14 protein-coding genes are annotated in these 12,001 nt (G+C 70.1%); 3 read left to right on the forward strand and 11 right to left on the reverse strand.

Annotated elements, in window-relative coordinates; translation table 11 throughout:
- Positions 1-12: 12 nt before the first annotated feature.
- From AQI70_RS26795 to AQI70_RS26815, 5 genes are all read right to left on the reverse strand, one after another.
- Positions 13-645, reverse strand: a complete 633-nt coding sequence (locus AQI70_RS26795; protein ID WP_062154465.1) for a GNAT family N-acetyltransferase — start codon at positions 643-645, stop codon at positions 13-15.
- A 192-nt stretch (positions 646-837) separates the two neighbouring features.
- On the reverse strand, positions 838-1,671 hold the full coding sequence (locus AQI70_RS26800; protein ID WP_062154467.1) for a MetQ/NlpA family ABC transporter substrate-binding protein: 834 nt from the start codon (positions 1,669-1,671) through the stop codon (positions 838-840).
- Between the two features lie 71 nt (positions 1,672-1,742).
- Complete coding sequence (locus AQI70_RS26805; protein WP_062154939.1) at positions 1,743-2,453, reverse strand: methionine ABC transporter permease; 711 nt, start codon at positions 2,451-2,453, stop codon at positions 1,743-1,745.
- A 20-nt stretch (positions 2,454-2,473) separates the two neighbouring features.
- Positions 2,474-3,511 (reverse strand): methionine ABC transporter ATP-binding protein, encoded by a 1,038-nt coding sequence (locus tag AQI70_RS26810; RefSeq protein WP_062154469.1) that lies wholly within the window; start codon positions 3,509-3,511, stop codon positions 2,474-2,476.
- Between the two features lie 328 nt (positions 3,512-3,839).
- The gene (locus AQI70_RS26815; protein ID WP_062154471.1) at positions 3,840-4,487 is read right to left on the reverse strand and encodes an HAD family hydrolase; all 648 of its coding nucleotides are present in this window, start codon (positions 4,485-4,487) and stop codon (positions 3,840-3,842) included.
- A 113-nt stretch (positions 4,488-4,600) separates the two neighbouring features.
- Here AQI70_RS26815 and AQI70_RS26820 point away from each other — a divergent pair, with 113 nt between their 5' ends.
- Both AQI70_RS26820 and AQI70_RS26825 read left to right on the forward strand, forming a co-directional pair.
- The gene (locus tag AQI70_RS26820) at positions 4,601-4,960 is read left to right on the forward strand and encodes a hypothetical protein (RefSeq protein ID WP_062154473.1); all 360 of its coding nucleotides are present in this window, start codon (positions 4,601-4,603) and stop codon (positions 4,958-4,960) included.
- Position 4,961: 1 nt separating this feature from the next.
- Complete coding sequence (locus AQI70_RS26825; protein WP_107117090.1) at positions 4,962-5,378, forward strand: hypothetical protein; 417 nt, start codon at positions 4,962-4,964, stop codon at positions 5,376-5,378.
- Here AQI70_RS26825 and AQI70_RS26830 read toward each other — a convergent pair.
- The 3 genes from AQI70_RS26830 to AQI70_RS26840 form a co-directional block, all read right to left on the reverse strand.
- Positions 5,368-5,865 (reverse strand): GNAT family N-acetyltransferase, encoded by a 498-nt coding sequence (locus tag AQI70_RS26830; RefSeq protein ID WP_062154477.1) that lies wholly within the window; start codon positions 5,863-5,865, stop codon positions 5,368-5,370. The two genes, AQI70_RS26825 and AQI70_RS26830, sit on opposite strands and share 11 nt — an antisense overlap.
- A gap of 45 nt (positions 5,866-5,910) precedes the next feature.
- Positions 5,911-6,420: a sigma-70 family RNA polymerase sigma factor gene (locus AQI70_RS26835; protein WP_004002615.1), complete on the reverse strand. Its 510-nt coding sequence runs from the start codon at positions 6,418-6,420 to the stop codon at positions 5,911-5,913.
- Positions 6,421-6,494: 74 nt separating this feature from the next.
- Positions 6,495-7,658 (reverse strand): glycerophosphodiester phosphodiesterase, encoded by a 1,164-nt coding sequence (locus AQI70_RS26840; RefSeq protein WP_062154479.1) that lies wholly within the window; start codon positions 7,656-7,658, stop codon positions 6,495-6,497.
- A gap of 368 nt (positions 7,659-8,026) precedes the next feature.
- Here AQI70_RS26840 and AQI70_RS26845 point away from each other — a divergent pair, with 368 nt between their 5' ends.
- Positions 8,027-8,701: a lysophospholipid acyltransferase family protein gene (locus tag AQI70_RS26845; RefSeq protein WP_037890327.1), complete on the forward strand. Its 675-nt coding sequence runs from the start codon at positions 8,027-8,029 to the stop codon at positions 8,699-8,701.
- Positions 8,702-8,795: 94 nt separating this feature from the next.
- On the opposite strand, the gene AQI70_RS26850 is transcribed toward AQI70_RS26845, so the two are convergent.
- The 3 genes from AQI70_RS26850 to AQI70_RS26860 form a co-directional block, all read right to left on the reverse strand.
- Positions 8,796-10,319: an MFS transporter gene (locus tag AQI70_RS26850; RefSeq protein WP_062154481.1), complete on the reverse strand. Its 1,524-nt coding sequence runs from the start codon at positions 10,317-10,319 to the stop codon at positions 8,796-8,798.
- On the reverse strand, positions 10,316-10,882 hold the full coding sequence (locus AQI70_RS26855; RefSeq protein WP_062154483.1) for a TetR/AcrR family transcriptional regulator: 567 nt from the start codon (positions 10,880-10,882) through the stop codon (positions 10,316-10,318). Before AQI70_RS26855 ends, AQI70_RS26850 begins: the two co-directional genes overlap by 4 nt.
- 91 nt (positions 10,883-10,973) lie before the next feature.
- Positions 10,974-11,945, reverse strand: coding sequence for an aldo/keto reductase (locus AQI70_RS26860; RefSeq protein ID WP_062154485.1), 972 nt, complete (start codon positions 11,943-11,945; stop codon positions 10,974-10,976).
- Positions 11,946-12,001 lie beyond the last annotated feature (56 nt).

The following is a 12,001-nucleotide window of genomic DNA, read 5'->3' on the forward strand; positions in this document are numbered from 1 at the left end:
GGTCGTTTCCCGTCAGTTCCAGTCGTCGAACGAGGTGAAGCCGCCGTCCGGCTGGTCGCCGACGCCTTCGAGGTCCTCGGGCAAGAGGCTCCAGACGATGAGGTCGGTGCGGACGTCGGTCCACTCGCCCCCGTCGGTTCTGGTGCGCGCTATCCAGGCGCCCCGCAGCACGCCCTCGCTGATACAGCCGATCTTCTGCGCCACCTGCTGGGAGGCGGTGTTGTCGGCGGCGGTGCGCAGCTCCAGCCGTTCGAACTTCTGGTCGTGGAAGAGCCACTGCGCGGTGGCGAGGGCCGCCTCGCAGGCGTAGCCCTCGCCGCGCGCCCAGGGCGCGATGACGTAGGAGATCTCGCTGGAGCGGACACGCCAGTTCGTGTTCTGCAGGTGCACGATGCCGACGAGGCGCTGGGTGAGGAACTCGGTGACGGCGAAGACGATGCCGCGCCCCTCGGTCCGTTCGGTGGGGGCGAGTTCGGTGATCCAGGCGCGGGCGTCGGCCTCGGTGTAGGGCTGCGGCACGGAGGTCCAGGCGGTGACGAGCTCGTCGTTCATCATCTCGGCGAACGCCTCGATGTCCGGTTCTTCGAAGGGACGCAGCACCAACCGCTCCGTGCTGATGGAGATGTTGGGGAAGGTGCTAGTCATGCGCCGCTCCGTAACCTTCGGAAACCTTCAGGGCCTGCTGAACTGCCCAGCATGCAGCATGAAAGCACTGAACTGCACCACGGGGCCCTCCCCCACTGCCCTAAAGGCGTGGGGGTGCCCCCACCTGGTGAAGGAGTGGACCCCGTGCGTGGCGATACGCGGTAAACGCACCGTCACACGGAGGTTGACCTCTCAGAACGCCGCGACGACGGCACCGTCGTACTTGTCCTCGATGAACTTCTTCACCTCGGGCGAGGTGAGCAGCTTCGCGAGCTTGCGCACACGCGGGTCGTCCTCGTTGCCCTTCTTCACGGCGAGGAAGTTGCCGTACGGATTGTCCTTGGGCGACTCGGCGGCGATGGCGTTCTTCGCCGGGCTGAGGTCGGCCTCCAGCGCGTAGTTGCCGTTGATGACGGCGGCGTCGACGTCGCCGAGGGAGCGCGGCAGCTGGGCCGCCTCAAGCTCCTTGAACTGGAGGTTCTTGGGGTTGGCGGCGATGTCCTTGGGGGTCGCGTCGTAGCCGACGCCCGCCTTGAGCTTGATGACGCCGCCCGCCTCCAGCAGCTTCAGGGCGCGGGCCTCGTTGGTGGTGTCGTTCGGCAGGGCGACCGTGGCGCCCTTCTTGAGGTCCGAGAGCTTCTTGACGCCCTGGGAGTACACGCCGAGCGGCTCCAGGTGCACCGTGGCGTTCGGCACGGCGACGATGTCGGTGCCGTTCTTCTTGTTGAAGTCGTCCAGGTACGGCTGGTGCTGGAAGTAGTTGGCGTCGACCTCACCCTGCTGGACGGCCGTGTTCGGCGTCACGTAGTCGGTGAACTCCTTGACCTCGAGTTCGAGGCCCGCCTTCTTCGCCAGCTTGTCCTTGACGTAGGCGAGGATCTCGCCCTGCGGGGTGGGCGTGGCGGCGACCTTCAGCGGGGCGCTCGCGTCGGAGCCGGAGTCCTGGTCCGAGCCGCAGGCGGTGAGCCCGAGGGTGAGGGCTCCGGCGGCGAGGACGGCAGTGGTGATCTTGGCGGTGTTACGCACGAAAAGTGCCTTTCCTTATGGGTGGTGCGACCCCGACATGGGTGTGCGGGGAGATCGGGGGAGCGAGAGACCTAGACGGTCTTGCTCGTGGCGGTGGACGCCTTCAGCAGGCGCAGCTTCGGCGCCGCGCCCGTGTGGCCGCCGCGGCGGTGCAGGGAGCGGGCCGCGTAGTCGCCGGCGAACTGGATGAGGGAGATGACGACGGCGAGGATCGCGACGGTGAGCCACATCAGCTCGGTCTCGAAGCGCTGGTAGCCGTAGCGGATGGCGATGTCGCCGAGGCCGCCCGCGCCGACGGTGCCGGCCATGGCCGAGTAGCCGATGAGGGCGACGACCGTGGTCGTGGTGCTGGCGACGAGGGACGGCAGGGACTCGGGGACGAGCACCTTCCGTACGACCGTCCAGGTGTTGCCGCCCATCGACTGCACGGCCTCGACCAGCCCGCCGTCCACTTCGCGGACAGCCGTCTCAACCAGGCGCGCGAAGAAGGGGATCGCGCCGATGGCGAGCGGCACGATGGCGGCCTCACGGCCGATCGTCGTCCCGGTGACCCAGCGGGTGAAGCCCATCAGCGCGACCATCAGGATGATGAACGGCATCGAGCGGGCCACGTTCACGATCTGCCCGATGACCTTGTTGGCGAGGACGTTCTGGAGCAGGCCGCCCTTGTCGGTGAGGACGAGGAGGATGCCGAGCGGAAGGCCGCCGACGACGGCGATGAGGGTGGACCAGCCGACCATGTAGAGGGTGTCCCAACACGCCTGCTCCAGCAGGGGCTGCATCGCAGACCAGTCAGTCCAGGTCACAGCTGGGCACCTTCCTTCAGCAGAACGGGCTCCTGGCCCAGTACGTCGATGTGCAGGCCCTGTTCGCGCAGGAAGCCGATCGGCACGACGTTGTCCTCGTAGCGGCCGGGCAGTTCGATGCGCATCCGGCCGACCTGGAGGCCGCCGACGGTGTCGATGGCGGCGCCGAGGATCGAGATGTCGATGTTGTAGGTGCGCGAGAGCCGGGAGATGACCGGCTGGGTGGCGGCCTCGCCCTGGAAGGTGACGTCGACGACGGTGCGGTCGTCGGCGGAGGTCTCACCGCTCACCGGGAAGAGCGCGGAGGCCAGTTCGGAGCCGGGGGTGGCGAGCAGCTCGCTCACGGTCCCGGACTCGACGATGCGGCCCTGCTCCATGAGCGCGGCCGAGTCGCAGATCGACTTCACGACGTCCATCTCGTGGGTGATGAGCAGGACGGTCAGGCCCAGCTGCCGGTTGAGGTCGCGCAGCAGCTGGAGGATGGAGCGGGTGGTCTCCGGGTCGAGGGCGCTGGTGGCCTCGTCGGAGAGCAGCACCTTCGGGTCACCGGCGAGGGCGCGGGCGATGCCGACGCGCTGCTTCTGGCCGCCGGAGAGCTGGGCGGGGTAGGCCTTGGCCTTGTCCGCCAGCCCCACCAGGTCGAGCAGTTCGAGCGCCTTGCGGGAGCGCTCCTTGCCCGACGTGCCGAGGATCTCCAGCGGAAGCTCGACGTTGTCCTGGACCGTCCGGGAGGACAGCAGGTTGAAGTGCTGGAACACCATGCCGATACGGCTGCGCGCCCGGCGCAGTTCGCGGCCCGCGCGCGGCCCGCGCCCGGCGAGGGCGGTGAGGTCCTGTCCGGCGACGGTCACCGTCCCGGAGGTGGGGCGCTCCAGCAGGTTGATGCAGCGGATGAGCGAGGACTTGCCGGCGCCGGACTGGCCGATGACGCCGTACACCTCGCCTTCGCGGACGTGCAGGTCGACGCCGTCGAGGGCGGTGACCTCGCGGCCGCGCGAGCGGTAGACCTTGGTCAGGCCCGATGTGGTGATCACTGGGTTTCCGTCACTGTCGAGTGCGTGGGCGTGGGTGTGCCCTGGTACGGGAGAAGGGGGTGCGCGGGGCAACAGGGTCACGTACGGCAAGGGGCGTACGGACATGCCACGGCGGCTCGCTTCGGGGCGCGAGGCTCAGGAGGTGGTGCGGGGGCCCTCTAGAAGGCGCACATTCGACACATACAACGAGCACCGGGCGTCATGGTCGCCTCGGTCGCAGCAGTGCGGCAGCTCGTCGTGGTCATGCGATCAGTAAACCAGACGTACGGTCCTTACCGGCCGCCGCTGTCCGCATTCTGGACAGCGGTGGACAGCCGGCGGACGGCTTTCAGCCGTGGACGGAGATCTCCACGCCCCCGTCGATGACCAGCGCGGACAGGGCCGACAGGTCCCGCACGACGAGATCGGCGTCGAGTTCGTGGGCCTGGTGCGTTGTGGTCAACGCCACGGTGGTCATCCCGGCGGCGCGACCGGCCGCCAGACCGGCGGGGGCGTCCTCGAAGACCACGCAGTGGGCCGGGTCGACGCCCAGTTCGCGGGCGGCGCGGAGGTAGGGCTCGGGGTCGGGCTTGCCGCGGGTGATGTCGTCGGCGGTGACCATCGTCTTGGGCAGGATGCCGACGGCGTCGAGCCGGGCCTCGGCCAGCCGGCGGGTGGCGGAGGTGACGACGGCCCAGCGGTCGGCGGGCAGCGAGTCGAGGAACGCCTTCGTGCCGGGCAGCAGGTGCACTCCCCCGTTCGGTACGTCCTCCACCTCCAGCGTCTCGATCCGTGCGAGAGCCTCCGGTACGGCGTCGGCGGGCAGCAGGTCGGCGACTATCTCGACGGCCGGGCGCCCGTGCAGCTCGACCCGGCCGAACGCCTCCGTGACGCCGTACTCCTCGGCCCAGCGCGTCCAGCAGCGGTCCACGGAGGCGAGGGAGGAGACGAGGGTGCCGTCGTTGTCGAACAGGAGAGCGCGTGCATGGATCGTCATGGTCTAGACCCTACGGGGCCGCAGATGTTTGCCGGACTCGTCGCCGACGAACCGGCCGGCTGACCACCGGGGTCGGCCGCATCAGGTCTTTTGGCCCGTAATAGGCTCGCCGCATGCTTGATGCCCTGACGCTGGCGACCGGTGTCGCCGCGCTGTTGCTCGCCGCCTGGTGCGGCTGGGCGGCCTACCGTGACCAGCCGACGAAGGACTGGCACTTCATCGGGATGGCCGTGGTGACGGTGCTGGCCCTGGTGCAGCTGGTGGTCGGGATCGTGCAGCTGGCGCGGGGCGAGAAGCCGGAGCAGGGCACGACGATCTTCGTGGCCTATCTGCTGGGCGCGTTCGCGTGCGTTCCGGCCGCGGGGTTCATGTCGCTGGCCGAGCGCAGCAAGTGGGGTTCGGTGACGGTCGCCGCGGGCGGTGTGGTGCTGGCCGTGCTTCAGGTACGGCTCTATGACATCTGGGGAGGCTGAGGTGGCCGTGACGCAGGAGAAGCCGACGCGGCTGATCAGCGGGCCGGGGATGCTGCTCGTCTGGCTCTACGGCGTGATGGTCGTCGGGGCCGTGTCGCGCTCGGCGTACCAGATCGCGACGGAGTTCGACCGGGCGCCGCTCGCCTATTCACTGTCGGCGGTGGCGGGGCTGGTGTACGGGTTCATCACGTACACCCTCGTCAGGGGCGGCGAAAAGGCCCGCAGGGCGGCGCTGGTGTGCTGCGCCGCCGAACTCGCGGGCGTTCTGATCGTCGGCACCTGGACCTTGGTGGAGCCTTCGGCGTTCCCCGACGCGACGGTCTGGTCCGACTACGGCATGGGGTATCTCTTCATCCCCGTACTGCTGCCCCTGTCGGCCATGTACTGGCTCCGCAAGGCCCGAGGCGTCAGGCAGTAGCGGCGTACGCCTCCGCCTGCTTCTCCAGGACGATCATCGGTACCCCGTCCGCGCCCTTCGACGTGCCGACCGCCTCGTAGCCCACCTTGCGGTAAAGGCGCAGGTTGCCCTCGCTGCGGTGGCCCGCCTCAAGGCGGAACTTCTTGGCGCCGCGCTGCTCCGTGAGGGCGGCTTCCGCCGCGCGCAGCAGCCGCGCGCCGATGCCGTGCCCCTGGAGACGGGGGTGGACGCAGAGCTTGCCGATGGCGGCGGCGCCGTCCGCGGTGATGCTGCCCCGGACCGAGCCGACGACCTCCTCGCCGAGCCGTGCCACGAAGACGCAGTCCGCGGCGACCTCCGCGCGGACCGAGTCCAGGGTTTGGACGAGCGGGCCGATGCGGTAGTTGCCGTACAGCGCCGCCTCGCTCTGGAAGCACAGGTACTGCAGCCTGAAGATCTGCTCCGCGTCCTGCTCGGTCGCCGCCGAGATGGTCACGCTCATGCCCATGTGCGCACGCCTCCCGCTCACCTGATCACCTGTCGTCCCTCACTCCTATCCCCGCGCTCCACGGGCCGCAACCTCCGGTGTGAGCAATCGGCGCAGACATCCCAGGCATCTGGAACGTTCCGGGCCGAGACTGCCCTGTGAGATACCCAACTCCCCCGCGATTTCCCGGTATGTCGGGTCGGCCGGCGAGAGGAGGGCCTCCACGAGGCGCGGGCAGCGCCCCGGCAGGCGGCGTACCGCCTCGCGCAGGGCGCGGTGGCGGGCGGCGGCGAGGACGAGGCGCTCGGGGTCGTGGAGATCGGTGTCGGCGGCGGGTTCGTTCTCGTACGGCCGTTCCCGGCGCGTCGTACGACGGCTGCGGCGCGCCTCGGCGCGGACGGCCCGGCGCAGCCAGCCTTGCGGGTCCACGGGTGGGCCGTCCGAGTCGAGGCGTTCCAGGAGGCGGAGCCAGACCGCCTGTTCCAGGTCGCCCGGCTCCGCGCCGCAGGCGTGCGCCTCGGCGGAGGCCTCGGCGGTGAGCAGGGGGCGCAGGGCGGCAACGAGGTCGTCCGTCATATGCGGCACGACGCGGCCGCCCGGGCGCGGGGTTGCCCGGGCGGCCGACAGTCACCCCAAGCGGGGCCGGGGGTTCAGCCGTTGACGAAGTCCTCGCGGGCCAGCACACCGGTGTCGGGCTGGTCGGTGAAGACGCCGTCGATGCCGGTCGCGAAGTAGGCCTTGTAGGCGCCGAACACGTCGCCGTAGGCGTCGGCGCCGGTGCCCTTGCGGAAGTTCGCGGGGAGGAAGGGGTTCTCGTTGCGCAGGGTCCAGGGGTGCAGGACCAGGCCGACCTTGTGCGCGTCGGCCACCAGCGTGGTGGGCGTGGTGAGGTTGCCCTTCGCGTCCTTCGGGATGATCAGGTCCAGGGTGGGGCCGATGCCCTGGGCGTAGGAGGCGATCTCCCGCAGGCCGGATGGCTTGACCAGGTCGGCGACCGTGCGCGGGTCGCCCGTCTCGACGAAGTCCCAGGGGCGGTCGTTCGCGGCGGAGAGCAGGACGACCAGCGGGTTGTCGACCAGCTTGTTCAGGCGCTGGATGCTGGTCGGCTCGAAGGACTGGAGGATGACCGGCGAGTTCCGCCGGTCCTTGCCGTGCTTGTGCAGCACCTTGGCGACGCGCTCCTCCAGACCGAGGCCCAGCTTGCGGAAGTAGGTGGGGTGCTTGAGCTCGGGGTAGATCCAGACCTGCTTGCCGCGCCTGCGGGTCTGCTCGTCCTGCCACTTCAGGACCTCTTCGAAGGTCGGGATCTCCCAGCGGCCGTTGTAGAGGGTGTTGTGCGGGCGGTTGGCCGGGATGCGCTCGATCGCGCGCAGGGTCTTCAGCTCGGCGAGGGTGAAGTCCTCGGTGAACCAGCCGGTGGTGGAGACGCCGTCCAGGAGCTTGGTCTTCTTGCGGCCGGCGAACTCCGGGTGGTCGGCGACATCGGTCGTGCCGCCGATCTCCGGCTCGTGCCGGCAGACGAGGTGGCCGTCCTTGGTGGGCACCAGGTCGCCCGCCTCGACGATGTCGGCGCCCATGTCGAGGGCCAGCTGGTAGGCGGCGAGGGTGTGCTCGGGCCGGTAGCCGCTGGCGCCGCGGTGGCCGATGATCGTCGGCTTGGGCAGGCTCCTCAGGCCGCCGCCACCGTGCCGGGCCTCGCCCGCCCTGGCCGTACCGGACAGCCCGAGGACCGCTCCGCCCGCGCCGAGCACGGCCGCGCCGAGAAGCATCCGCCGTCCGGTCACGCCCGTCTGCTCGTTCTCCTGGGTTCCCATGAGCACCCTCTCTGCCCGTTCGATCGTCAGTGCGGCCCGATCGTAGGTGCGTGTACATGACGCGCGGGAGACCTGTGGCAGAACTCGCGGGTGACGCTGGATGTCGTATGGGGCCGGAGTGATGACGGCCCGTCGGATTCGGTCCGGCGGTACGGGGAAGCCGCTCTGTACGGCCTCGGGGCGATGTCCGTCACATCATGGCGGGCTCGTTGCACACCGGCCACGGCACGCCACCGCAGGTAAACCTGCGTCAACAGTGCGTAAGACATCGGTGAAGTCGGCCCACCCGATGTGCGGGACCCCGGGAACCGCGAGTATCGTCCTCACCTGCACAGACATATACGACTCCCGTGACACCGGAGGGCCCGTTGTCCCGCTTCGCGCTCATCAAGGCAGTGCTCGGACCGATCATGCGCCTGATGTTCCGCCCACAGGTGGAAGGCGCCGAGCACATCCCGGGCGACGGTCCGGTCATCCTGGCCGGCAACCATCTGACGTTCATCGACTCGATGATCCTTCCGCTGGTCTGCGACCGTCAGGTCTTCTTCATCGGCAAGGACGAGTACGTCACCGGCAAGGGCCTCAAGGGCCGCCTCATGGCGTGGTTCTTCACCGGTGTCGGCATGATCCCGGTCGACCGGGACGGCGGCCGGGGCGGCGTGGCGGCCCTGATGACCGGTCGCCGGGTGCTGGAGGAGGGCAAGGTCTTCGGCATCTACCCCGAGGGCACGCGGTCGCCCGACGGGCGGCTGTACCGGGGGCGCACCGGTATCGCGCGGCTGACGCTGATGACCGGTGCGCCGGTGGTTCCGTTCGCCATGATCGGCACGGACAAGATCCAGCCGGGCGGGGCGGGGATGCCCCGGCCCCGGAAGGTGACCGTGCGGTTCGGTGAGGCGATGGAGTTCTCCCGGTACGAGGGGATGGACCGGGATCGGTACGTGCTGCGGGCTGTTACCGACTCCGTGATGGCTGAGGTCATGCGGCTGTCGGGGCAGGAGTACGTGGACATGTACGCGAGCAAGGCCAAAGAGGCTGCCTAGCGCCGTTGGGGGTCTCAGGTACGGCGACTGCGGGTGGTTTGTGGTTGCTCGCGCCCGCGCGGCGGAGCCGCAGATCGATACAGCCCCGCGCCCCTTAAGCGGCACTGTCCAACCGTTGGCCACGGAGTAGGAACCACGCTGCGACTGCCGCAGTGAGCAGGACCGCCGCACCTGCCCCGGAAGCCAGTGCGAGGCCGTCCACGAAGGACTGGCGGGCCGCTTCCAGCAGGGCCTCGGACGTGTCGGCAGGCAACCCCGCCGCCGCCTCCACCGCGCCGCCCAGTGACTCATGGGCCTCGGCCGGAGTACCCGCCGGGCCCGTGAAGTCCCGGTAGACACCCGTCACGATCGAACCCAGTACGGCGATTCCGAGGGCCGCGCCCAGTTCGTACGCCGTCTCGGACACGGCGGACGCCGCGCCCGCCTGCTCCTTCGGTACGGAGCCGAGGATCACGTCGGACGTCACCGTGAAGGAGAAGCCCGCGCCGACGCCGACCACCAGCAGGGCGGCCCCGAGCAGCGGGTAACCCGTCGAGCGGTCGATCACCGTGAGCGCGGCCAGGGCGAGGCCGATCGCCGCGAGGCCGCCGGAGACGACGGCCCGTACCGAGAAGCGGCGGGCCGCGCGCCCGGCGATCAGGCCGGCGACCACCGCGCCGACCGCGGCGGGCAGTTCGGCCAGGCCCGCCTCGAACGGGCCCCTGCCCTGTACGAGTTGCAGGAACTGGGAGAGGAAGAACACCAGGCCGGACAGGCCGAGGATGGTCAGCAGGTCGGCCAGCACCGCGCCGCTGAAGCCGCGGTTACGGAACAGCCGCATGTCCAGCAGCGGGGAGGGCAGCGTGAGTTGGCGGCGTACGAAGCCGTACAGCGCGGCGGCGCCCAGCAGGCCCGCGGCGAGGGTGGTCCAGGTGAAGCCGTGTGCGGCGGCCTCCTTGACGGCGTACACGAGGCCGATCATGCCGACGAGCGACAGGGTGACGCTGACCAGGTCCCAGGGGCCGGGACTCGGGTTGCGCGATTCGGGCAGCAGCTTGCTGCCGAGGAGGACGAGGACCGCCATCAACGGCAGGTTGATCAGGAAGACCGAGCCCCACCAGAAGTGTTCGAGCAGGAAGCCACCGGCGATGGGGCCGACGGCCGTACCGGCGGAGGCGGTCGCGCCCCAGATGCCGACAGCGAGGCTGCGTTCGCGCGGGTCGTGGAAGAGGTTGCGGATCAGGGCGAGGGTCGCCGGCATCAGGGTGGCGCCCGCGACCCCGAGCAGGGCCCGGGCCAGGATCATCAGTTCAGGCGTCGTCGCGTAGGCGTTGAGGACCGATATCGCGCCGAACGCCGTGGCGCCGACGAGCAGGATCCGCTTGCGGCCGATGCGGTCGCCGAGGCTGCCCATCGACACCAGCAGACCGGCGATCACGAACGAGTAGACGTCGCCGATCCACAGCAGCTGGGTGCCGGAGGGCTTCAGGTCCTCGCTGATGTACGGGGTCGCGAGGCCGAGGACGGTCGCGTCGACGGCCACCAGCAGCACGGCGAGCACGAGGACGGACAGCGCGAGCCAGCGGCCCGGGCGCTTCACCGCCTCGGTCGTGGTCGCCGGCTGCAGGGTGCTGGTCATGGTTCCTCTCTCCGTGGTGCGTGATGTCGTAGTGCGCCGCCGAGCAACAGCTCGACGATCATGTGCTGGAAGTCCTTGGGGGCGCCCTTGCCGCTCTGCACCAGCCAGGCGCCGGAGGCCAGCAGGCCGTAGAGCGCCTCGGTGAGCCAGGCCGGTGTGAGGTCGATGCGGAACTCGCCGCTCGACTGGCCACGCCGGAACAGGGCGGCGATCCGGTCGTCGATCCGGGTCCAGCCCGCGTTCTGCTCCTCGCCCTCGAACAGCTGGTTCTCGGTGTAGAGGAAGGCGAGCAGCCCGGCTGCGGGCTCGATCTCGCGGACGAGACGGCGTACGGCGTCGGTCGCGGTGCCGTCGTCCAGCCCGGCCGCGTCCAGTGCGGCCTCGCACTCCGCGATGCCGAGCGCCTCCAGCGCCCGGACGAGGGCGTCGCGTCCGGCGAAGTGGCGGTGCAGCGTGGCCCTGCTGATCCCGGCGGCCTTGGCGACCTCGTCCATGGTCGCGGTGGATTTCCGGGTCAGCAGGGCGGCGGCGCTGCGGAGTACGTGGTCACGGTCGACAGCCATGAGACAAGAGTAGCGCATCTGAGACATCAATGTCTCATCCTGGGCGTGCGTGACTCACACCTGCTTGATCGAGCCGATCAAGAGAGGTACGTCAGTGCCAGGGCAGCTGCCCGCGCCGCTCCCAGTACGCGCCCGGCTCCTCCACCAACGCGGCGAGCCGCTCCAGCTGGTCCTCGTCGAGGTCGACGACGGCGGCGTGCAGATTGGACGCGAGCTGTACGGTCGTCGCGGCGCCGGAGAGGACCACCCCGGCCCAGGGCCGGCGCAGGATCAGCGCGAGGGCGACGGCGTCGCACCCCAGAGACGTTTCCGCCGCCACGGCCTTCAGCGCGTCCGGCGCGTACGGGTCCGCGAGCCGGCCGTTGGCCATGCCCTCCTTGACGATCACCGTGAGCCCGGCGTCCTGGGCTTCGGCGAGGGCGGGACCGGCCGACGTCTCCAGGGCGTTGTACGTCGACTGGACGGTACGGAAGAGGGGCTCGCCGTCGACCGTCACGGCGAGGGCGGCACGGATCGCGTCGGCCTGGGCGGGGCCGCTGGTGGAGAAGCCGATGGTGAGGCCCTGGGCCGCGGCCTCGGCCAGCCGGGCGTGGAGGTCCTTGTCGGTGAGGGCGGGGCTGTCCGGGGTCACGGAGTGGATCTGGTAGAGGTCGAGCCGGTCGCCGAGCAGGGCGTCGGTCTCGGCGCGCTGACGCTCGTACGTCTGGAGACTGTGGTCCTTGACCTCGTGCTTCTCGGCGTCGGTGGTCCAGCCGGCGGTGTAGGTGTAGCCCCATTTGCTGCCGACGACGATGTCGTCGATGTCGGGGCGGGCGTTCAGCCAGTCGGCGAGGAACTCCTCCGAGCGGCCGTAGGAGCGGGCGGCGTCGAAGTAGCGGACGCCCTGGGCGTAGGCGGCGTCGAGTAGTTCGTGGGTGCGGGCGCGCAGGGCTTCGACGGTGCGCTCGGCCGGGAGGTCGTTCTCCCGGCCGAGGTTGATGTACCCCGGGCGGCCCACCGCGGCCAGGCCGAGCCCCAGGTGGGCGGTGGGCGTGGTCGCGGCGGCCAGACGGCTGAACGGCATGGCGGGCTCCGTGCACGGTCGGCGGACGGGTAACCCGCACCAATCTACCGACGCCC

This window comes from Streptomyces curacoi, assembly GCF_001513975.1.
Classification (GTDB): domain Bacteria; phylum Actinomycetota; class Actinomycetes; order Streptomycetales; family Streptomycetaceae; genus Streptomyces; species Streptomyces curacoi.